Origin of the sequence: Lysinibacillus sp. NPDC092081 (genome assembly GCF_044755845.1) — a bacterium.
Taxonomy (GTDB): domain Bacteria; phylum Bacillota; class Bacilli; order Bacillales_A; family Planococcaceae; genus Lysinibacillus.
This window is the reverse complement of sequence record NZ_JBIVRU010000022.1, coordinates 1-22,195: the sequence shown is the minus strand read 5'-3', so window position 1 is coordinate 22,195 and position 22,195 is coordinate 1. Positions and strand designations below refer to the sequence as shown.

25 protein-coding genes are annotated in these 22,195 nt (G+C 34.9%); 17 read left to right on the top strand and 8 right to left on the bottom strand.

The window, feature by feature from the left end:
• Nucleotides 1-41: 41 nt before the first annotated feature.
• Nucleotides 42-614, bottom strand: coding sequence for a GNAT family N-acetyltransferase (locus tag ACIQLB_RS21370; protein ID WP_400730499.1), 573 nt, complete (start codon nt 612-614; stop codon nt 42-44).
• A gap of 495 nt (nt 615-1,109) precedes the next feature.
• On the opposite strand from ACIQLB_RS21370, the gene ACIQLB_RS21365 reads away from it, so the two are divergent.
• Both ACIQLB_RS21365 and ACIQLB_RS21360 read left to right on the top strand, forming a co-directional pair.
• Nucleotides 1,110-1,868 carry a class I SAM-dependent methyltransferase gene (locus ACIQLB_RS21365; RefSeq protein ID WP_400730497.1) on the top strand — a complete coding sequence of 253 codons (759 nt, stop codon included), beginning with the start codon at nt 1,110-1,112 and terminating at the stop codon, nt 1,866-1,868.
• A 148-nt stretch (nt 1,869-2,016) separates the two neighbouring features.
• Entirely contained in the window at nt 2,017-2,862 is an 846-nt protein-coding gene (locus ACIQLB_RS21360; RefSeq protein ID WP_400730495.1) for an MBL fold metallo-hydrolase, read from the top strand.
• Nucleotides 2,863-2,989: 127 nt separating this feature from the next.
• On the opposite strand, the gene ACIQLB_RS21355 is transcribed toward ACIQLB_RS21360, so the two are convergent.
• A complete protein-coding gene (locus ACIQLB_RS21355) occupies nt 2,990-4,393 on the bottom strand; it encodes a sodium:solute symporter family protein (RefSeq protein ID WP_400730493.1) in 1,404 nt (467 codons plus the stop codon).
• A complete protein-coding gene (locus ACIQLB_RS21350) occupies nt 4,394-5,710 on the bottom strand; it encodes an aspartate aminotransferase family protein (protein ID WP_400730492.1) in 1,317 nt (438 codons plus the stop codon).
• Nucleotides 5,711-5,974: 264 nt separating this feature from the next.
• Between ACIQLB_RS21350 and ACIQLB_RS21345 the strand changes: the two genes are divergently transcribed.
• The 5 genes from ACIQLB_RS21345 to ACIQLB_RS21325 all read left to right on the top strand — a co-directional run bounded on the left by ACIQLB_RS21345 (nt 5,975) and on the right by ACIQLB_RS21325 (nt 9,657).
• Nucleotides 5,975-6,859 carry a LysR family transcriptional regulator gene (locus ACIQLB_RS21345; protein WP_400730490.1) on the top strand — a complete coding sequence of 295 codons (885 nt, stop codon included), beginning with the start codon at nt 5,975-5,977 and terminating at the stop codon, nt 6,857-6,859.
• Nucleotides 6,860-7,156: 297 nt separating this feature from the next.
• Complete coding sequence (locus tag ACIQLB_RS21340; protein ID WP_400730489.1) at nt 7,157-7,705, top strand: PadR family transcriptional regulator; 549 nt, start codon at nt 7,157-7,159, stop codon at nt 7,703-7,705.
• Between the two features lie 63 nt (nt 7,706-7,768).
• The gene (locus ACIQLB_RS21335; protein ID WP_400730487.1) at nt 7,769-8,464 is read left to right on the top strand and encodes an ABC transporter ATP-binding protein; all 696 of its coding nucleotides are present in this window, start codon (nt 7,769-7,771) and stop codon (nt 8,462-8,464) included.
• A gap of 11 nt (nt 8,465-8,475) precedes the next feature.
• Nucleotides 8,476-9,186 carry an ABC transporter permease gene (locus ACIQLB_RS21330; protein ID WP_400730485.1) on the top strand — a complete coding sequence of 237 codons (711 nt, stop codon included), beginning with the start codon at nt 8,476-8,478 and terminating at the stop codon, nt 9,184-9,186.
• Nucleotides 9,187-9,237: 51 nt separating this feature from the next.
• Complete coding sequence (locus ACIQLB_RS21325; RefSeq protein ID WP_400730484.1) at nt 9,238-9,657, top strand: VOC family protein; 420 nt, start codon at nt 9,238-9,240, stop codon at nt 9,655-9,657.
• A gap of 308 nt (nt 9,658-9,965) precedes the next feature.
• On the opposite strand, the gene ACIQLB_RS21320 is transcribed toward ACIQLB_RS21325, so the two are convergent.
• From ACIQLB_RS21320 to ACIQLB_RS21305, 4 genes are all read right to left on the bottom strand, one after another.
• Nucleotides 9,966-10,319 carry a cupin domain-containing protein gene (locus ACIQLB_RS21320; protein WP_400730482.1) on the bottom strand — a complete coding sequence of 118 codons (354 nt, stop codon included), beginning with the start codon at nt 10,317-10,319 and terminating at the stop codon, nt 9,966-9,968.
• A 19-nt stretch (nt 10,320-10,338) separates the two neighbouring features.
• Nucleotides 10,339-11,253: a class I SAM-dependent methyltransferase gene (locus ACIQLB_RS21315; RefSeq protein WP_400730481.1), complete on the bottom strand. Its 915-nt coding sequence runs from the start codon at nt 11,251-11,253 to the stop codon at nt 10,339-10,341.
• Nucleotides 11,254-11,400: 147 nt separating this feature from the next.
• Complete coding sequence (locus ACIQLB_RS21310; RefSeq protein ID WP_400730479.1) at nt 11,401-12,087, bottom strand: DUF421 domain-containing protein; 687 nt, start codon at nt 12,085-12,087, stop codon at nt 11,401-11,403.
• 296 nt (nt 12,088-12,383) lie between these two features.
• A complete protein-coding gene (locus ACIQLB_RS21305; protein ID WP_400730477.1) occupies nt 12,384-13,295 on the bottom strand; it encodes a DNA glycosylase in 912 nt (303 codons plus the stop codon).
• Nucleotides 13,296-13,461: 166 nt separating this feature from the next.
• On the opposite strand from ACIQLB_RS21305, the gene ACIQLB_RS21300 reads away from it, so the two are divergent.
• From ACIQLB_RS21300 to ACIQLB_RS21280, 5 genes are all read left to right on the top strand, one after another.
• Complete coding sequence (locus tag ACIQLB_RS21300) at nt 13,462-14,175, top strand: 2OG-Fe(II) oxygenase (protein WP_400730475.1); 714 nt, start codon at nt 13,462-13,464, stop codon at nt 14,173-14,175.
• Between the two features lie 241 nt (nt 14,176-14,416).
• Nucleotides 14,417-15,055 carry a bifunctional transcriptional activator/DNA repair enzyme AdaA gene (locus ACIQLB_RS21295; RefSeq protein ID WP_400730474.1) on the top strand — a complete coding sequence of 213 codons (639 nt, stop codon included), beginning with the start codon at nt 14,417-14,419 and terminating at the stop codon, nt 15,053-15,055.
• Nucleotides 15,039-15,572 (top strand): methylated-DNA--[protein]-cysteine S-methyltransferase, encoded by a 534-nt coding sequence (gene adaB, locus ACIQLB_RS21290; RefSeq protein ID WP_400730473.1) that lies wholly within the window; start codon nt 15,039-15,041, stop codon nt 15,570-15,572. Before ACIQLB_RS21295 ends, adaB begins: the two co-directional genes overlap by 17 nt.
• A 31-nt stretch (nt 15,573-15,603) precedes the next feature.
• Nucleotides 15,604-16,422 (top strand): SPL family radical SAM protein, encoded by an 819-nt coding sequence (locus ACIQLB_RS21285; RefSeq protein ID WP_400730470.1) that lies wholly within the window; start codon nt 15,604-15,606, stop codon nt 16,420-16,422.
• A 19-nt stretch (nt 16,423-16,441) separates the two neighbouring features.
• Nucleotides 16,442-16,735, top strand: a complete 294-nt coding sequence (locus ACIQLB_RS21280) for an Ada metal-binding domain-containing protein (protein ID WP_400730468.1) — start codon at nt 16,442-16,444, stop codon at nt 16,733-16,735.
• Between the two features lie 91 nt (nt 16,736-16,826).
• On the opposite strand, the gene ACIQLB_RS21275 is transcribed toward ACIQLB_RS21280, so the two are convergent.
• A complete protein-coding gene (locus ACIQLB_RS21275) occupies nt 16,827-17,510 on the bottom strand; it encodes a DNA alkylation repair protein (protein ID WP_400730466.1) in 684 nt (227 codons plus the stop codon).
• Nucleotides 17,511-17,942: 432 nt separating this feature from the next.
• On the opposite strand from ACIQLB_RS21275, the gene ACIQLB_RS21270 reads away from it, so the two are divergent.
• The 5 genes from ACIQLB_RS21270 to ACIQLB_RS21250 all read left to right on the top strand — a co-directional run bounded on the left by ACIQLB_RS21270 (nt 17,943) and on the right by ACIQLB_RS21250 (nt 21,779).
• On the top strand, nt 17,943-18,749 hold the full coding sequence (locus ACIQLB_RS21270) for an aminoglycoside adenylyltransferase domain-containing protein (protein ID WP_400730464.1): 807 nt from the start codon (nt 17,943-17,945) through the stop codon (nt 18,747-18,749).
• 188 nt (nt 18,750-18,937) lie between these two features.
• Nucleotides 18,938-19,495: a cysteine hydrolase family protein gene (locus ACIQLB_RS21265; RefSeq protein WP_400730462.1), complete on the top strand. Its 558-nt coding sequence runs from the start codon at nt 18,938-18,940 to the stop codon at nt 19,493-19,495.
• A gap of 394 nt (nt 19,496-19,889) precedes the next feature.
• Nucleotides 19,890-20,363, top strand: coding sequence for a GbsR/MarR family transcriptional regulator (locus ACIQLB_RS21260; protein ID WP_400730460.1), 474 nt, complete (start codon nt 19,890-19,892; stop codon nt 20,361-20,363).
• Between the two features lie 11 nt (nt 20,364-20,374).
• Entirely contained in the window at nt 20,375-21,193 is an 819-nt protein-coding gene (locus tag ACIQLB_RS21255; RefSeq protein WP_400730458.1) for an alpha/beta fold hydrolase, read from the top strand.
• A gap of 25 nt (nt 21,194-21,218) precedes the next feature.
• Entirely contained in the window at nt 21,219-21,779 is a 561-nt protein-coding gene (locus ACIQLB_RS21250; protein WP_400730456.1) for a DUF1697 domain-containing protein, read from the top strand.
• Nucleotides 21,780-22,195: the final 416 nt, after the last annotated feature.

The window sequence follows — 22,195 nt, the reverse complement described above, 5'->3', positions numbered from 1 at the left end:
TTATGTGTGTATGCACCATTGACGAAAGAATACCTAATTATTTAGTTCACCTTGTACTCATCTTTAAGCAAGCCATATATTTCTAAATCTACAACACCTTTACCAGACCAGAACGTAGCTTGTCTTAATAGCCCTTCTTTTAAAAAACCATTTTTCAGGAGAACTTTTTTAGATGCCTCATTTAATGGCATTACTTCGGTTTGTATGCGATTTATATTAACTTCATCAAATAAAAATTTGACAAGTAGGTTAACCGCATCGGATGCAAGGCCCTTTCCCCAATAGTCTTCTGCTAAAAAGTAACCAATCGTCACCATATTCACTTTTTGGTTAAAATCCATTGCTTCTATAATGCCTACTAATTGATCGCTATGCGACTTTTGAAAAATGCCCCATTTAACTCTGTTTTTCTTCCGATAATCCCTGTCAAAATGACCAATCATTTTACCTACTGTTTGGATATTATGTTTTGGGATTAACCCACAATATTCAAAGACTTTTTCATTATCATAGATCGTAAATACTTCCTGTAAATGTACATCTTCAATTTTTTTAAGCACTAAATTTCCGGAGCTTAATAATGGGAACTCTGCAAACACTTTTTCGATATTCATCGTAATCTCTCCTTATTTTTTCCCCTTTAAGTTGAAGAGGCAATATTCAATTGAGTTTTGAATCCTTACCATAATTCCTCTCTATTAAAGATAGAATAAAATATTTTTGGTAATTTATTACATTATATTGTAGAGTTGATTAAAAACAAATCCATTTATAGAATGGGGATCTTTAAATAAATTACTCTAAGCATATAAAAATGGACTTATCATTAAGAGTTGGGATAATAAAATATGCTATATGTAAAAGTTGATTGGAGTGAAGACGGGGTGACTCCAGGAAAACGCCCAGTCGGAACGGAATTCAAGCACACGCTATATTGAAGATTGAAATATAAATTGCACTATATCCCTTTAATATGTATAATTTTACTATATTATACAGAAAGCGAGTGATTTATGATGATAGTCAGCTCTATTTTTCCAACAAACAAATATAAGGTGTGGAAGAAATAAGAATAATAGATACTTCTGCACGAAATCGGAGGAATTGACATGTATAGTAATTACGGACCTTTATGTACAGAACTTTATGATTTGACAAAACCAGTTGGATATTCTATTGGTGGAGATATTGAATATTATCTTGAACGATTAAAAGGAACTAAGGGAAGAGTACTTGAAGCAGGAGTTGGCTCTGGACGCTTCTTAATCCCTTTACTTGAAAATGGATATGATGTTGAGGGGATCGACTACTCACCTGAAATGTTAGATTCATGCCGAAAACATTGTAAAGAAAGAGGATTCAAGCCAAATCTATATGAAGGTAACTTGAGCAATTTTTCATTAGACTCAAAATATGAAGCGATTGTTATGCCGACAGGTTCGTTCTGTTTAATCGAGAATTCAAAAGATGCGATGGATGCATTAACATGTATGTATAATCATTTGATCCCTGGAGGCCGCCTAATTGTAGACATGCTTTTACCTACAGACTGGCGAACAGGGGAAATTACTTCATCCTACTATGAAATTTCGCAGGAGGAGGGAATTGCAATAGAAAGAAAAGCCGTTGAAATGAACTGGATCGAACAATATACGCTAACCGTTTTAAAATATGAAAAATGGCGAAATGGTAAATTAATTGATACAGAGTTACAAAGATTTCCGTTAAGATGGTACGGAATAGAAGAATTCAAGCTTATATTAACAAACATAGGTTTTTCTGATATTACTTGCTCCGCTGAATATGTTTATAACAAGAAGCCTTCAAAAGAGCATTCATTAATTACATTTGAAGCTGTTCGTCAATAAATATGCCTGCTAGATATTAGCTAAGACAGTAGCTAATATCTAGCAGGTTTTTTGTTTTAATTAAAATCCATTTTTTACCTGCTTTATTTTTACTGTATATAGGAAAAATATGATTGTCTACAATTCAATGAAGGAAGAAGGGTTTTCCATGCATAAAGATATGAATTATGGTAGCGATTTTAAATATATTCCAGCAACATCAATTTGGAGTGGAGATGGTGTAGAAGTATTGCCTGATTTATACCAACATACAATTCAAATTGTTAATATCGTACTCTACGGTGAACCTCATAAGAGAGAGTTTGTATTAGTTGATGCAGGTATGCCAAAAAGTGCAAAGGAAATTATTTCAATAGCCGAGAAGAGGTTTGGATCAAATAGTCGACCTAAAGCATTAATTTTGACGAATGGTCACTTTGATCATGTTGGGGCGATAATTGATCTAATTGAACATTGGGGTATGCCGGTTTATGCTCATCCTTTAGAATTACCTTATTTAACCGGTAAAAAAAATTATCCTGAACCTGATCCTGTTGTAAATGGGGGCTTAATAGCAAAATTTTCAGCAATTTTCCCGAATGAAGCTATGAACTTAGGAAACAACGTTGAGGCGCTCCCGTCCGATGGCAGTATTCCATTTATGCAAGGTTTTCGTTGGATTCATACGCCGGGTCATACGCCAGGGCATATATCTTTATTTCGCGAAGAGGATCGAGCGTTAATTGTTGGAGATGCATTTGTTACGGTTAAACAAGAGTCGCTTTACAAAGTGTTGCTGCAAAAGAAGGAAATTAGTGGGCCGCCACGATATTTCACGACAGATTGGCAAGCTGCATGGGATTCCGTAAAAAAATTAGAAGCACTACAACCTTCAGTTGCTATTACAGGCCATGGACTACCAATGAAGGGGGAAGAACTTACAAGAAATTTGCATAAATTAGCGACTGAATTTGAGCAGATTGCTTTACCTAATCACAGCAAATTCATGAATTAACATATTAAAAGGTCTCGATAGGACGAAGAAACAAAATGAAGATATACGTTCTAGATAAGATAAAAACTGCATCTCCAATTGTTAGTTGTGTCTAACAATAGGAGTGCAGCTCATACTAAATTATTGATTAAATTGTCGTATTTTCCTTGTTCACTTCAATGTTATTTTCGGGAATAATAAGTGTGAAACCAACAATAACGACGAGTCCAGTAATTAAACCATAAATAATCGGTAGTGTAGAAGTAATTCCAAAAATTATAAATGAAATAAAGATAACTAGTGAACTAGCAATAATAGAATAGAAAGCAGCTTTACTTGTTACACGCTTCCAATAAAGACCGATAATGAGAGGTACGAAGATAGCACCTGATAAAATTGCATAGGCCATATCTAATGCTACTAGTATGTTTTGAATCCATACTGAGAAAATGATTGCTAACACACCTAAGCCAAGAATAACAATTCGCGATGTATTGATGATATCTTTATCAGTCATATCTTTTTTTACATATACCTTAATAATATCGTTAGTGATTAGGGTTGCAGAGGCAAAGATAGCTCCTGAAGCATTTGACATAAGTGCAGAACAAACACTAGCAAGAACAAGCCCTAACAAGCCTGGTGGGAGAATTTCTAATGCAAGACTAGTAAACGCTGATTGAGAGTCCCCTAGATTTGGCAATAACACAAGTGCGCACATCCCCACAATACTTAGTACTAAACCATAAAAAACACTGTATAGACCGGCCGATATGGCACTGCTTTTCGCTACTTTTTGATTTCTTGCTGTAAATACACGCTGCCAGATGTCTTGAGAAACCATTAAACCAAAGAAGTACAATAAAAAGTATTGGAAGATACGACCCCAGCCGATATTTGTAAGGCTAAGATGCGTTTCTGGCACACTACTAAATAGGGCTGTTAAACCTCCGACGCTGCTTACGCTAAAGGGGAACATAATAAAAAATACACCGATAGTCATTACTATAAATTGTATAATATCGGTTAAGGTAATACTCCACATTCCTCCTAAGATTGTATAAAAGAGCACGATCCCTCCGCCAATAATCATAGAAGGAATAAGGGACCAGCCCAGTAACACGTGAATAACATTTCCCATACCAATTACTTGTGTTACCACGACCATAAGGGTATAAATGGCTGTAACAATCGCACTAATAAGTTGAGTTCCTTCTCCAAAGCGCTTTCCGAGTAACTGACTAATAGTAAATACCTCATAACCGCCAATTTTATTAACGACGAAAAGACCCAAGGCAGCTATACCAAAGCCCATCATCGAAACAAACCAAAGACCAGAAACCCCGAAATTATAACCTAATGTCGTGGAACCCATAGTAGCCGCACCACCAATAATAACAGCTGCTAAACAACCGACATGACTGTAGTACCCTAGACGACTTCCTGCGAGGACAAAATCTTTTTCAGATTTCGCTTTTTTAACGCCTATTATTCCGATAATCATTAAGACACCGAAATATAGAAGAAGAACAAAAGTATCCAGTATATTCATTTATACACCCCCGAAACTTAATTCTAATTCGTATTCGGTAATCGCTTCGTCAAGCAAGGAAATTCCTAAGTCTAAATGTTCTTTATCTATATTTAATGGAGGCATCATTCGAATTACCTCTCCCTTATTACCGCTCAAATAGTAAATAACCCCTTTGTGCAGACACTTCTCCAGGATGGTCATTAACCCTTTACCATTTGGTTCTCGGGTTTCAGGATGAATAATTTCAATTCCTAGCATCAAACCAATTCCACGAACATTTCCGATCGTGTGATGTTTTTCTTTTAAGTGTATTAATTTATTTAATGCATAGTCACCTAATATTCTAGCATTTTCCACTAAACCTTCATCTTCTAAAACGTCGATTGTAGCGCATGCGGCTGCACATGCAACAGGGTTTCCGCCGAATGTAGTACTATGACTACCAATGGTCCATTGTTCCATTAACTCCCGTGAGGCTACTGTTGCGCTAAGAGGCAAGCCACTTGCAATTCCCTTTGCAATTGCCATAATATCTGGTGTCACACCAAATCGATTTGCCGCAAACCAGCCACCAGTTCGACCAAAACCAGTCTGAACTTCATCAAAGATTAATAAAATTCCGTATCGGTCACAGATTTCTCTTATTTTTTGTAACCATGCTGTTGGAGGGATCACATAACCGCCTTCTCCTAGAACAGGTTCTAAAATAACAGCTGCCACTTCATCTGGAGATACTTGATGATTAAATAAACGTTCAAAATCTTTTTCAACATGTTCTGACCAATATTCATCATGATTTAAACCCTCAGGTGTTTCCGTTAATTGAGCATATGGTAATTGATAGGTCATGTTTGCTCCAACCGGTAAATTCCTTCTATATTTACTTTTTGATGTAGTAAGACTTAACGCTCCCATCGTTCTTCCATGGAATCCTCCAAGGAAAGAAACAACGTAAGGTCTCCTAGTTACATGTCTTGCTAATTTTACTGCACCTTCAATTGCTTCTGCTCCGCTATTTCCAAAGAAAAAACAATCTAATGGGTCTGGTAAAATCTCTCTCAATTTCTTAGCTAATAGAATAATTGAATCGTAATTTATAATACCGATAGGACCATGAACTAAATGATCAACTTGATTTTTAATAGCTGTAATGACCTTTGGATGTCTATGACCTGTATTCTCTGTAGCAATACCAGAAGTAAAGTCTAGATACTTTCTACCGTCGACTCCTATATAAAATAATCCCTCCGATTTTACTACCTGCAGATTCGGAAAATCCTTCGCCATTGTGGGTGCTAGTAAACCTTCTTCATTAATGTTTTTCCAATCAATCATAAATTCATCCCCATTTCATTGGTGTTGAAAGAATTTTCCCTTAATTCAGAAAAAACGTCAAATGCATACCATAAGAAATTTTAATAGTTAAAAAATAGTTGATAAAGCAGGATAGAAATAAAAAACATCTAATTCGACCTTGCATAACACTCAAAATTTCTTAAATGGAAGAAGGGTAATTATTACTTTATAATGGAAATATATCTTTGGTTATTATGTGGGAATAAGGGGAAAGTAGACGGTGATTAAATGGAACTAAGGAATTTGAAAACCTTTCAAGTGGTCGCAGAAGAATTAAATATCACAAAGGCTGCCAAAAGATTAGGGTATACACAGCCTACTATAACGCTGCAAATACAGTCTTTAGAAAAAGGACTGAATCACACTCTATTAACAAGAGTTGGTAAAAAGACTCTTCTAACAGCTGCTGGAAAAAAGCTAAAAGACCATGTCGATAGCTTATTTATCTTTATTGATAAGATAGAAAAAGACATGGAAGAACTACATGGACCTTCTGGCATTCTGACTATTGCTGCTTCAGAATATTATTGTACTCAACATCTTTCATCGATTATAAAAGATTATTTGGAAATATACCCGACTGTGAAAATAAGTCTTCTACCACTAAATAGTGTACATGCTATTAAAAGTGTAAGAGACCAAGTAGCAGATATTGCTATTATTGCGAATGAGTGTAATGATGTCGATATTAGTAAAACTTTTTTAGAAGAGGAAAAGGCTTTTTTAGTTGCTTCTTCTGGAATTAGTAAAGAAAGAAGTTTTCATGAAATTCTAAGAGAAGATACCTTTATCTCCTATGACTATCATTGTAGTTTCAGTAATATCATAGAACAATACTTCAAAAAAGCCGATTTTCAACCTCAGTCCACTATTATGGTTGGTGGGAGCGATGAGATGATCAAGCGTGCCGTGTTGAACGGAACAGGCTATGCGATTTTAGGTCAAAATGCTATTGAGAATGAAATACAAGACGGTTCGATCAGCATTCTCCAACATGTTTCAGAATCTATCATTACATCAGCCATTAATTTAAAAGTTCGCTCAGATGAACCGAATATTCTAACGTTTAATGAATTTATACAAAACACCTGGCCAGTTAGTAACAATCTTAGTGAATCATTAAATTAAATTGCAAAAAAAATAATTAGAAAATGGGGAATGCAAGAGTGCATACCCATTCTAATTTTCTAATGTCGGATTTATTATTTAAAAGAAAAAAAACTGTAGCAAATAAATTTGCTACAGCCTAAATTGGTTCATGCCCCTTTGATGGCGCAATATCATATATTTTATCATAAAATACTTTATTGTAGTATATTTTATTTTTTTACAACATTCCAATAATAATTTAAGAGCCTATTGACAAAAAAATGCAGAATTGTTATAGTCGATTTATTCAACGTTGAATATAAAAAGGTGATTATTATGACAAGGCTATTAGTTCTTGCTATGTTGGGACTAAAACCAATGACTGGCTATGATATTAAAGTAATGCTTGAATTAAGTGACGCAGAACGATGGGGTGGAGTACTAATCGGCTCTATCTATAATGCTTTAAAGAAACTTGAAAAAGATGGCTATATAGAGGTGGCTAGTATTGAATCCACGGGTCATAGACAAAAAGCAATTTACCAAATAACTGAAAAGGGCAGGGCGCATGAGCAAGAATTAATTATCGAGGCGCTTGAAAAATCCTCTGTAGTGTATCCTACAACTTTGTATTCTGGTGTATCCTTTGCATTTAAACTGCCAAAATCTAAAGCTGTGGAAGCACTAGAAAAGCAGAAAATAATTTTGGAACAAGAAGAAAAGGCTATCAACGCTGGCTTTGAGGCGAAATTAATTGCTATGCAAGGAGAACTACCAGCATTAACACAACTAGCATTTGATAATATGCTAGAAATTGTAAAAGTACAATCAAAATTTGTCCTTCAAGCTATTGAAATTATGAAAAAAAGTAACTCTCTCGAATGAGGGAGTTAAAAAATAACTATATATTCAACATTGAATATACAAAATTGAGTAAGGAGAGAAAATATGAAAAAGCTCATTAGTGCTAGTCAATTAACGAAAAGTTATAAAGCTAGGTGTGTCGTTGATCATATAAATGTTGACATTCAAGAAGGTGAGATTGTAGCTTTAGTGGGTTCAAATGGTGCTGGGAAAACAACAACTATTGGTATACTTCTTGGCATCATTCCGCAGGACAGTGGAACGATTGAGTACTGGACATCTGATTACAAAAAGGAAATAGGTACGCAGCTTCAATCAACCCCTTTTTTCGAAGGTTATTCTGTAGAGGATAATGTGAAATTATTCGGGGCATTCTATGGAATTTCGCTAACTAAAAATGAAATTGATGAAAAACTTGCCGCTTTTGATTTATTGCAGGTCAAAAAAACGCCTGCTATCAAATTGTCATTAGGACAGCAAAAACGGCTAGCAATTATCGTGACAACTTTGCATCATCCTAAATTAGTAATTTTGGATGAACCTTCTGCTGGATTGGATCCTAGAGGCCAAAGAGAAATTCAACAGATCATGAAACGTTTAAAAGATACCGGCGTTACAGTTTTATTTTCTTCCCACGATATGTTGGAGGTAATGAATGTAGCTGACAGAGTGTTGATTATGCATTGTGGGAAAATAATGGCAAGTGGCTCGCCTGATGGTTTAATGGAGCACTATCAAACTCAAAATTTAGAAGAATTATTTTTTGAATTAACGAAGTAAGGAGCGAGAAAATGAAGGCTATATTCGTATTGAATTTGAAATCTAGCATAAAGGATATGTATTTACTCTTTTGGTCAATAATAATGCCATTTGCTGCGATTATTGCGTTAAGGATATTTTTACCGAGCTATGCAGGAAGTTATGTAGAAGGAATCATTGCCGTTAGTGTATTTTTCTATTCATTTATGACCACTGCTTTTATAGCGTTATCGCAAAGAAAAAGAGGCGTTTATAATTTGCTTCACGCTACACCACTGCCTTTATGGAAATATATCGTCAGTATTGCTAGTGCATGGGCTATAGTAGCGATTATTTTATCTTATATCGTGCTTTTATTCGCTATCGTGATCAATCAACTATATTTTTCTTTTAATATTCTCTTATATATGACACCGATTATTCTTATAGCTTCATTAAGTTTTGTCTTTTTAAGCTTTTTTATTTCAAGTCTCGTGAAAAACGAGGGACATCTAAGTATGACTGCAAATATACTGATGATACCAATGCTACTTTGTAGTAATGCATTTTTTACAATGGAAAAGGCACCAAACCTTATACAAATGATTAGTCTAGTAAATCCATTTGAATGGTTTTTAAATGGAATTAAAGCCGCATTTCTAAATAATTTTAGTACATGGGGAGAATCTTTACTCCTTTTATTGGGATGTCTAGCTTTGACACTTGTCATTTCCTTGAAAACATTCAAGTATAGTGACCAATAATGATAAAAGTAAAAATCAAATGACCAGAGCTCGAAATTAGGTGGCGATTGGATGAGTGAAACGTTAATAAGAATAGGAACTATTTATATTCCAGTTAGCAATGTAGAACGGTCATGTGAATGGTATGTAAGTAAGTTGGGAGCAGAATGCAGTTATCAAGATAGTGATAAGGCTATTCTTAATGTTGCCAATCAAAGTATTTTTCTTGTTAGATCGATAAACAATCAAAGCTCAAATTTCATTGATTGCTATGGGAAAGAACATTTTTCGATAACCTTTGAGGTTGATGGATTAAGTGCATTAAAGACTATTCATAAAATTTTTATCGGTAAAGGAATTAGAGTTGGAGAAGTTGAAAATAGGGGACATGCGGGAAGAAATTTTGTTTTTTATGATTTAGACGGAAATAAATTTGATGTGTGGAGTGAGCTGAGTCCTGCTTTTAAAGAAAAATACGAGGATGGAAAATAAGTATTGAAAGGAGTAGAAGCCATATTTATTCCGATTCCACTAAATTTCCCAGACAATTATTTTGGCGTCGGAAAATTCTTTCATTTTGTGTGATCCAGACGGAAATACACTAAGATTTTGTCAATAAACTATATAGAAACACTATTTTCTTAATAGTATATTTATAGAGGGTCACTTAATATTATAAGTGACCCTTAGTAACAAGCCTCGGAGGTGTAAGACTAAACCATCTTACATTACTAAAATATGATACGATGTTATTCTTGCATAGTTAATTGCCTGAGAAATAGTTTAAAAATATTAATAAGTCATTTTATAGGCATAAAAGCTGCAGGATTTAATTGTTCAGATTCTATCACGATCCCTGTTAATCCTTTATCCGTTTTTGTTTCATGCCATTCGCCCTTTTCCCAAAAAACTGCATCTCCAGGGAGGACTTGAAAATATTGCTCCTGTTCATTTCTTACATATCCTTCGCCTTCTAAAATTAAGAGCAGTTGGGGAACTACAGCTTGATGATAGCCAATAACCCCGTTTTCTTCTAAATACATGCACCCGATACTAGCCGATGCTTCCGTGTTAATAATGGGAGACATAATAAAATTTGACTTAAACTGTGTTATGTTTTTGCCATTTTCTTTAGACAATTGGTAAAATTTCATTTGATCCTCCAAATATTAATTATTTTTTCACAGCATGAACGTAGTGAATCGTTTCAAAGGCTGTTAAATAATCATTTCGATTGTCAAAATAAAGCTCATTAATTGTATCTGGCGATAGATGTTCATAAATAAGCAGGCCTGAGTTTTCTAACATTTTTTCCATTTCTTCATAAGTAAAACACGATTTCATCGGTTCACCACTTGCTGCAGCCATTTTCACCATGTTATCTACTCGATTTGAAATTCCTTTTTCTTTAAATAGTTTTTCATCTGCATAATCTAATACGATGGAACTTCCTAATGGTACATTGGCAAACAAATGATCAAGTAAGCTTGAAGTTTCCTCTTTCGTTAAATAATAGGAAACACCTAATAGACTAAAGAAAGTTTTTTTATTGTCAAAGCCGCTATCCAATAAATTTTGTGATGAAAACTTCTTTGTAAAATCCATCGAAACGAAATGTACATTACTCGGAAGCTTTAAATTAACTTCAGACAATCTTTTCTTTTTAAATTCCTGTGTTGCAGGGTGATCAATTTCAAAGATTTCTAAAATGTTTTCAAATTCCGGATGTCTTAAGCTAAACGTATCTAACCCTGCTCCGATTATGACATATTGCTGTAACCCTAGCATGACTTCATTCAGTAAAACTTTTTCACAATATGCTGCACGTGCCAAGGGTGTAGGGGAGAGTTGAGTTTGCGCAATCCATTTTAATAGCTCTTCAGTTTGTCCATTTAATTGTTCTGCGATTTCTTTGTTAAAAAAATGGATACCTTGAACCATATTTGTTTGAATGTCATGGAATTCTTTTTTTGTGATTAACTCTTTTGCTAAGTAGTCATCAAAAATTTTAGGGGTATCAAATTGACTATGATAAGCTCTACTAAAAGCCGAGATTAATGAAGTTAAACTGGATTCACCTTTATTCATACAAATACACTCCTTCAAAAAAAATAGGATTCCCCTGGCCAGGAGAATCCTATTTTACAGATAAATATTATAAAAGTAAATTATTGCATAAATAACTTTTTTTGTCAAGTTTTTAGTGCTGAGAAGCAACTAGATAAAGGAATCTCCTTAATCAAATTTTTGGATAAATATTTTACCGTTCGGTTGAATTTCTGCATAGAAAACTTCTTCGATTGATTGTATATTTGCTTTTTTTAATTCGCTATCCAACCATTCTTTACTTTTTCCAACTTCCAATAAATTTCGTTTCAATAGCTTCCCATCAGTGATGATTTCAATAGGGATAAAAGCCGGAGACGAAGGATAGATGTTGAAATCAATCTTTTGGGTGCTTTGAAATTCAGGCTTTTTCAGAATACTAAGCATGCCATTCGGTTCTAAAATAGCATAGTCAATTTCTGTAATTGAAAAAACTTGATACTGTCTAATCATCATTGTTAGATCATCAATATTAATTTTAGTGTTTGCTAAAGCTTTTCTATCTATTTTTCCTTTTTTAATAACGATTGTCGGTTGTCCATCAAGTAATGTTCTTGCTTTTCCGGATTTTAGAGCGATGTAACTAATTAAAGTAGTAAGCGAACACCAAACAATTAAGCTTACTAAAAATTTTGTGTATACCAATGTTTTTAAAACTACCATATTAGCTGCCATTGAACCAATTGTAATACCAGTTACGTAGTTAAAGAAGGTTAAGTGACTTAGTTGTTTTTTACCTAAAAACCTCGTAAGTGTCAGAAGAACAAAAAAAGAAATAATCGTTTGAATAACTACTTGTATATAACCTGTGTACAAATTCTCCCACTCCTTATCTAACCCCTAGAATACCCAATGAATTTTAAAAAATACTCCAATACAACAACAGCGCTGGGAAATCCAACTGTCAGTTCATTATTAGGTCTTCATCATAACGTAGGGTTGATTTCCGTTCCGACTTAGCGCTTTCCAGGGGGCGTCGGGGTAACAGATGTTTTTTGTGCATATCAAGGTTAATATCATTAATAATCAAACATTATTACAAAACTACAGGGATTAGGTTTTAAAGTTCATTCTCTTTTTATTGAGTACATACCGATTTAAGTTGTAATTATTCAGTAAAGGACACGCCATAAATAAAAGGTAGCGTATGATTCCCAGTTTTTCCATGGAGACGATATTTCTAAGATTTCATCTTTCCTAGGCTTTCGGTCCATATTACGTAATATTTTTATCGAATTAATTAGACCCACATCATCGATTGGGAAAGCTGTTTGGAACCTGAGGCAGCGCATTAGAACATAATTGGCTGTCCAAGGACCGATTCCTCGTATTTTAATTAAGTTTTTTTCAGCATCTTTAAAGTTCATTTTCATTAATTTTTCCCTCGATAATTCTCCACTTGCCATTAATTTGGCAATTCCAATGATATATTCACTTTTTTTTACCGTCATTTTAATATCTGCTAGGTCGTTAGGTGTTAATCGTGCAATTCGTTCGTACGATGGGAACACCCAATACTTTTTACCATTCCATTCGATAGAATCGCCAAATCCTTCTACAAATTGCCTCTTTAAGGAGTATGCGAATGCTAAGTTAATTTGTTGCCCTAAAACTCCCCAACATAAAGCTTCAAATAAATCGGGAATGCCGACAACTCGCAATCCATAAAATTTTTGGGCAGGCATTTTAAGTAATGGGTCTGCTTTTGCCATTTCATAAAATGGCGTTAAATCGTTATCAAGATCAAACCATTCATAAATATATTTTACAATCTCTTCTCGTTGCCACTTTTCAATAGGTCTAGAATCATTTAGGAATTGAACAACCATTTGTTTATTATTGATTACGCTTACCTGAACTAAGGACCGAATTTCCCCAATGGCTATAACTTTTGTAATGATATCGTTCTCTATTTCATACATGCATTCATTTTTTTTCCTTGTTAGATAGCCTAGGTTTGCATTCATGTCGAAATTATCAGGTAATGTAATGACAATATCATCATTGATTTCATGCCATGTCACTTTTTCATTCTCCTCACTTATTACGATTTTCTATTGTAATTTTACTTTATCACATAATAATCTTACCTAATTTTGTTATCTTGCTATTACATTCTAAACACCTTATTTTTTTCTAATTATGAGGTTATAGTGTTAGTTATCGAATGCTAAATAGGAGTGGATAAAAATGGTCCAAGATATAAAAACACGTGTCGAAAACTTAAATTGGGATTCCATTCAAAATGAATTAGATGAGCAAGGATTTGCAAAGCTTCCAGCGATTTTAACAAAAGAGGAATGTGAATTCTTCATAGAATCGTATTGTGAGGAAGAGTCATACAGAACGACAATCAATATGACGAGATATCGCTTTGGGAATGGGGAGTACAAATATTTTTCCTATCCATTACCTGAAATCATCCAAAGCTTAAGAGAGTCCTTCTATCTAGAATTGGCCAAAACAGCCAATCGATGGTTGGGTTATTTAAAGAAAACAGAACAGTTTCCAGCTCATCTTCCAGATTTTTTGAACACCTGTGAAGAATATGAACAAACTAGACCGACACCTTTACTATTAAAATATGAAACAGGCGGGTTTAATTGTTTGCATCAAGATTTATATGGAGACATATTTTTCCCGGTTCAAGTAGTATTTGTATTAAATCAACGAGATAAAGACTTTTGCGGTGGAGAATCTCTATTAATGGAACAAATTCCTCGTGCTCAGAGTAGGGGACATGTCATTACTTTAGAACAAGGCAGTGCGCTGATTTTTCCTACGAACCATAGACCTGTTCTAGGGAAAAAAGGATATTATAAAAATACGGTTCGTCACGGAGTAAGCACGATTACTTCTGGAGAACGATACGGTCTTGGAATCATTTTTCACGATTCTAAATAAAGTGAAACTTTGATCAGTGGGGGGTCTCTTCATCCCCCACTGATCATTAGTTAAACCAATTGGGCATTAACGGGCTGTTCATCTCCCACCTAAACTTCTCCGATTTCTCTAAGTTTTGAGGTGGGAGTCATACAGCCCGTTAATGCGGGATAAAAATTAAACTTCAATATCTTGCTATTCCATTCCCAGAACTATACATTCTGAATTTAGAGGTAGTATATTGTAAAAAGAGGTGAGATAAATGCCGGATAGTATCAATAACGGACATAAAGAGAGCCATAATCATAGAATTTCGAATGATGTAGAGATGATAACAGATGAAAAGTGGCAAGCAATACTAAATAATGACACAGCGTACAATAATCAATTTTTCTACGCTGTAAAGTCGACAGGGATATTTTGTAAACCATCCTGTAAATCTCGCGTTCCGAAAAAAGAAAATGTATGCATTTTTTCAAACGCAGAACAAGCTCTCCGCGCAAATTTTCGCCCTTGTAAACGTTGCAAACCCACTAATGAAAATCTGCCTGATAGCGAGTGGGTTGATTTAATTACTGAATACATTGATAAAAATTTCACAGAAAAATTAACGCTAGAATCATTAGCAAATATTTGTCATGGGAGTCCGTATCATATGCATCGAACATTTAAAAAGATTAAAGGCATTACGCCGGTTGAGTATATACAACAAGTTAGAGTACACGAGGCTAAAAAGTATTTGATTCAGACGAATAAAGCGATTGGAGATATCGCCATATGTGTGGGTATGGCTAACGTGCCTTATTTTATTACTTTATTTAAAAAGAAAACTGGTCAAACACCAGCACAATTTCGTCAAATGAGAAAAATGGAGGAAAAGTACAATGGAAACAAAGAATAAACCAACCCTTTATTGGTCTTTACTAAAGTTTAAGGATTGGCATTTTTATATTGCTTCAACTTCAAAGGGGCTTGTGTTTGTAGGTTCACAGAACAATCCATTCGAGGAATTGTTCGAATGGGCTAAGAAACGTTTTCCAGGAAGTCCGCTTGTTGAAGCTGATGAAAAGCTTGAACCCTATGTCGTTGAAATCACTCAGTATCTAGAAGGAAAGCGGAAAACCTTTACTGTTCCTTTTGAGTACGTAGGTACGCAATTTCAGCTAGCAGTCTGGAATGCACTTTGTGAAATTCCATATGGACAGACGAAATCCTATTCCGACATTGCAAATGATATCAATAAACCAGCAGCTGTTCGTGCTATAGGCGCGGCTATTGGGGCTAATCCGGTATTAATTACTGTACCGTGCCATCGTGTAATAGGAAAGAATGGCTCATTAACTGGCTATCGGGGCGGATTAGAAATGAAGACACTACTCCTGGATCTAGAAAAGCGAGCTTCATCTAGCAATGAGTAATTATTGCCGTACAATGAATGGGGGTTTCGTCATGAAAAATGAATTATTCTATAAAAATCCGAAAACCATTCTGAATAAAGGGACTGGCTTTCTTTCTGGCTATACTCATTCACTAAATCCATATACAGGCTGTTCGTTTGGGTGTTCCTATTGTTATGTACGCGAAATGCCTGTATCTCTTTTTCGAGAAGGGGAATGGGGAAATTGGGTCGATGTGAAAAACGGAGCTGCGAATTTATTAAAAAAGGAGCTCCATCGCGCCAAAGCCAAAGGGAATGTAACCATTTTTATGTCATCAAGTACAGACCCGTATCAACCAATAGAGCATGAGGAAAAAGTGACGCGATCTTTACTAGAAGTTATGGTAGAAGATCCCCCAGACTTCCTATTAGTACAGACTAGAAGCCCACTTGTAAGTCGAGATATCGATTTGCTGCAACAATTTAAAGATAAAGTTCGAGTAAGTATGACTATTGAGACAGATTCGGAAACGATACGTAAACATTTTACTCCAATGGCACCCCCAATCCAGGCGCGCTTTAAGACATTGGAAAAATTAGCAGCTGCTGGGATACCGACCCAAGCTGCTATAGCCCCTATCTTACCGAGTGGGGAATATTTTCCTGTGAAATTGAAGCCATTCGTCGATCGGATATGTATTGATGACTACTTCATGGGCGATGGCAGCGGTGGAAAACGCACAAGAAAACTTGGTATTGAGAAAAAATATGCCCAACTTGGTTTAGAAGAATGGTATGGACCACATGTAATTAAAAAAGTATATAACCGATTTATTGAAATCTTTCCGGAAAATCACGTTTATGTGAGCCAGGCTGGGTTTGAGCCGTAAAAAAATAGGAAGTGATTGCATGTGTAAAGATAATGAGAAAAGTGCTGAAAATAGAAAAAAGACATTTACCCTGTTAGGTGCCGATATGCATCCGTATCAAAGTGATACACCTGGTATTTTTGGTGGATATCGACCGAGTAAATTATACGGAAGATTAGATTGTCCCTCAGCGCTTAGAGCTATAGCAAAAGGTGGATACGTTAAACATCGCGTGTTTTTTGCCGATGAACAGATGGCTATATCAGCAAGTTTTAGGCCATGTGCAGTTTGCATGCCTGAAAAATATGCACGATGGAAGAAAAAGAAAAGATAAGAGGGACAATGAAAATGTATAAAACGCATGACAAAATCATGCAAACTTATTTTTCATGTTGCTTCAATTTCATTAACCTCTTTACTTCTCCCTATCTCCGTTTCATACTGCGGATAAGACTTTTTGTTTCTTTATCCACACGATTAGATTCCGTAATTTTTTGCAAGGCTTTATTATATGTAAAATCATCGAGCGTGTTGTTTCTTAAATATTCCATTGTTGAATCGGGAAGTTTCACATAACAGATAGAGACAGCCCACGCAACCGTCATTTTGGCATAAAACCCTTCATGCTTTACACGATCAAGGAGGTTGAGCACCCTTTCGATATATTCGGTCTCGATATAATAGTTCAGGAGCATAACCACTCCAAATCGTATCTCATATTCTTTCTTAGAAGACAGGTAGGGCTGTAAAAACTCCCATACACGCTCTTTATTTTCCTTTGTAGATTTAAGACCTGTACAAAAGCTGTCACATACCGACCAATTATCAATTTTTGGCACGAACGAAGCCACATAAAACAGGAGTTCTTCAATATCCGTCTTAACATAGCCAATGACCATACCTTGCAGCATGATTTCCTCAAAATATTCATCTTTCGCAGTTTCAAGGTAAGCGTGCCAGTCACCCTTTACAATTTTTTTAGCTATTTTACGAAGCTCTGGCAGCCGAACACCTAATACATTGTTAATAGTAGGTATAAGTGCGGCCGAAAACTTCTGATAGTCTGTATCGATGAGTTCAAAGATTTGTTTTCTAATTATATTTTCCATTCGAGCTCTCCTATTTGGTTGATTTTGTTACCCTTACTATTTGACAACCTCACTATAACTGATTATTTTCTAAAAAAGCCAAGAATTGAATATAACAGCAAGATATCGAAACAATATTATTAGTTACTTTTAAATATTCCCTTGTATAAATAAAACTGGATAAAAAAGCTGACTAGTAATAATTCATTGGAAGAGCGTTAAACCTTCAAATGGAATGAATCCGTTTTGATCAATCTTTTTTCAAAACGTTTTTTTATTTAACGTAAAATATCGGGTTGCGAGGTATTTTTGATCAAACCTTATTTTAAAGCTCACATACGTTTTAACAAATTGTATCCTTTATTTTCGATAATGAACTTTTTTTATCAATAATGGAAAATATAGTGCTTATTTTGTTAATATTATATTGATTTGATTAAAAGGAGAGATTTTATGGATTCTAGAGTTCCTATTCCGGTTCAAAAAATTTTAAATGACTATATAACCCTATTTCAAAATAAACTACCGAATACGCTTGAAGGGTTCTATTTACATGGTTCAATTGCTCTTAACGCTTACATAAACGGTTCTAGTGATATCGACTTTATTGCAGTTATCAATAGATCCTTAACCGATGAAGATGTGAAAGTAATATCCGCTCTTCACAAAGAATTAAATCGAAAATACAAGGATACAGGGATGGATGGATGTTATTTACTTGTTGAGGATATTGGCAAGAAACAGAGTGAGGTAAAAGGTTGTTTAAACGTCAACGAAGGCAAAACAAATTGGGGGAATGATAGTATCAACCCAATTACTTGGTGGATTTTAAAAAACAAAGGGATTACCATTTTAGGCAGGGATGTAGCTACATATAGCTTCTTTGTAGATGAAAGAGTGCTTGGTGATTATGTATTAGAAAATATGAACAGTTATTGGTCGAACAGATTGAAAAAAATAAAAAAATATAAAGCATTTTTAATACCAAATAACTTAGTTGATTCAGAAGTAGAGTGGTCAATTACAGGGATGTTACGACAATTTTATACACTTAAAGAATACGAGATTGTTTCAAAAGTAGATGCTTGTAAATATGCAATACTTCATTTGCCAGAAGAGTTTCACAATATTATTAACGAAGCCATAAGTATACGAGAAGGTTCCAATATACGCTATTGTAATTCGAAAAAACAACGCATCGATGACACTATTCAATGTATGGATTATATACTTAAAGATTGTAATAGTGTGAAAAATTAGTGAATTGTTTCATTTCATCTGCTACCGTTTATGGGAAAATATGATAGAATTAATTAATCTTAAATGACAATTTCATTTAGGGTGTAGATATTATGAGTAAAAATTATGTTAGCGTGATAAACAAAAAGGGGAAACCGTCTAACTAAAATATTATATAGTGTTTCCTCATATTGAAAGGGGAAAATTATTTGAATCAAGCATTACTTATTATTGATGCTCAGCAAGATTTAATCGATGGCAACGAGATAGAAAGAGCTGTTTTTAATAGAGAACAGCTTATTAGAAATATCAATTTAGTTATTGACAAAGCAATAAAATCCAATGTTCCAGTCGTGTTTGTAAGGGATCTCGATGTAGCTGAAGGTAAAGGGGAAGGATTCGATATTCATAATGGCATTAATGTACCGAATGAAGCGAAGATTTTCGATAAAAAAGCATCGAATTGTTTCCATGGGACTGAACTGCTAAATCATTTACAATCTCAAGATATTAAACATGTTGTTGTGATGGGCTGCTCGACGCAGTACTGTATCGATAGTGCAGTAAGAACTGCGACTATTAGTGGTTTGGATGTCACGTTAGTAGGTGATGGGCATTCAACAGCGGATAGTGATGTTTTAAGTGCAGAACATATTATCAAGCATCATAATCATACACTGCATGGTCATTACAATGTCGAACATTTTTCTATTGTTAGAAATACAGAAGAAGACTTGTTTCAACCTACACATGATTCGTATAGATAAGAAAAAGTATGTAAAGGCACTCATTGATGGGTGCTTTTCTTTTTTGTCATTTAACATTATCTTCAATCATAAGAAAACCTTAAATAGAATAGATTTTGCGCAACTAAAGCTACTAAGGGGTCTAATATATGTACAAAATTTGATTATAAGAAAAAGTATGCACGTTTTTGGTAAGCTTAATCGCTGCCATAGTCTTTCCTTTTTAGTTAAACGCAATAACCAGTTCATTAAACACTGACATTTGTTGTTAAGTTGTAGGTTTTACTTCATTAATCCGAGTGCAGAGATACGGAAAATTAGGTCGGGGATTATTGTGTGTTATACCAAATATTGCAAATTGCGTTCATTAAGTTTAATATATATTAAACGCATTAAATGTAAAGAGGTGTACTATATGGAAAACACTTTGTTAAACGATCAGCAGAAGGAATTAATAGAGGATTTTGGAACTTACATAGAATCCTCAGGTGGTGCAAGGACACTTGGAAAGATATGGGGATATTTGTTGATATCAGGTACTCCAAAGTCACTCGATGACATGGTGAACGACTTGCAAATTAGCAAAGGTATGGCATCATTGTCCGTTCGACAAGGTGTTCAAATTTCTTTATTTCGTAAAGTAGGGATTACCGGTAGCAAGCGAAATTTCTACCAACTGCATTCAGACGCATGGACATCGACTTTGCATACGAGCATTGCACAAGGGGCAATGATGGCACAATATTTGCGTAGAGCAAAAAATTTAGTTCTTGAGGAACGAGCTGTATCAACGATCGATGAGAGTATCGAGTTTTTTGAATTTGTTATCCAACAGACAAAGCAAATTTTAGTTCAGTGGGAAGAGAGAAAGGATAGTAATACAAAGTAGGAGGAGACTTTATGCCAAAAGTTAATGCGAACAGTATCACAATCCATTACGAAATTAAAGGTCAAGGGACGCCCATATTATTTTTACACGGCAGCGGAGCATCATGGAAAATGTGGGAGCCTCAATTTGAAGCATTTTCTTCAAGCTATCAAATGATTATGCCTGATTATAGAGGACATGGTGATACGACAAAGGAATTCCCTAATAATAAATATGATCATCATATCATTGTGGAGGATATAAAAAGTTTTTTAGATGTACTTGGAATTAGCAAAATTCATGTTGTCGGTGTTTCGCAAGGAGGCCAATTGGCTACTCTACTTGTAATAAAATACCCAACTTACGTAGATAAGCTCGTGATCTCCAATAGTTATAGTGAGATGCCCACAATTGCGGCAAGCTGGGTATTGTCGGTATCAAATTTTATATTTAGTCTGCTTCCGTACCGAGTAATTATAAATATCATGATGAAATTTTATAAGGAGGATCTATATACACAACGGATATTAAGAGAGTCATTTTCGATTGATAAGAAGATGCTACTTGCAATGAAAAAATCACCATTTCCAACTCATACAGATCAATTGCATAGGATAAAGTCACCAACGCTTGTAATGGGTGGCGAAGGAAAAGTGATAACAGGTGTTGATGAAGGGAAAGGATCCCGAACTATTTTCAACCATATTCAAAATGCAAAACTAGCATTATTCAAAAATGCATTCGATCCATTAAGTACGATGCGCAGAGATATTTTTAATGAAATGATAATCGATTTTCTAGAGGATAAGCCTTTGCAGCAATATAAGGATGTAACTATTATTAGTAAATAAAATGTAAATGGAAAGGCGGGATTGTATGACCATATATATTGCATTACTTAGAGGAATTAATGTAGGCGGGCATAATAAAATCATCATGGCAGAATTAAGAGGTTCTCTTGAGCAATTAGGATTACATAATGTAAAGACGTATATCCAAAGTGGCAACATCCTTTTTGAATCAGATGAAACTGAGGAGCTTTTGCAAACGAAAATTCACAATAAAATTAAAGAGGATTTTGGGATCTCTAGTGTTGTTGTCATAAGGACAGCAGAAGAAATACAACTGATTGTTAGTCAACCTCCTTTTTCAGATCAGGAGATTTCAGAAGCGGACAACTCATGTAAAGGGGAATGTTTGCATGTGGCTTTGTTGCCGACAGCACCTTCGAAGGTTAATAGTAACCTGTTTTTATCTTTTACAAATGAAAGAGAACTTAGTGTCATAAATGGCAGAGATGTGTATCTTTTATTTTATGACAGCATTCGAAACTCCAAACTCGGTAATAATCTAAAAAAGCTTGAAATTCCAGCAACTGTCCGTAATTGGAAAACGCTCATGAAGCTTTCGAGTATGGTCGAAGAGCTCAAACATTAAAAAAGTGAATACAAGAAAAGAATTATTCAGGACTCGCAAATAAAAGATTTACTAGAAGGTACAATGGCTACAACGCATAGATTTAATATTCCATCTGCTAAATTTAGGAGCTTAAAAAATATTTGGTCAATTGACTTTTTTTGTATTTCTCCTATATATTAGAAAAAAATGAAGGAAGAGGGTGATGGATAATGACAAACAAACGTGTAAACAAGTTCTTGCCATTCAGTTTGTCCAATTTCCCTCACTGTTTGTGTACGTTGTAAACTCGACGTATACTCTCTTAAACGTGGATGAAACCTTGTGACTGCTGAAGGGCAGATGAAGTGACCCCTAAAAGTTAGACACGGTTATTTCATTAGGCAGCTCGGGTAAAATGAGTTCGGTATTGCACCGGACTCATTTTTAATTTTGCC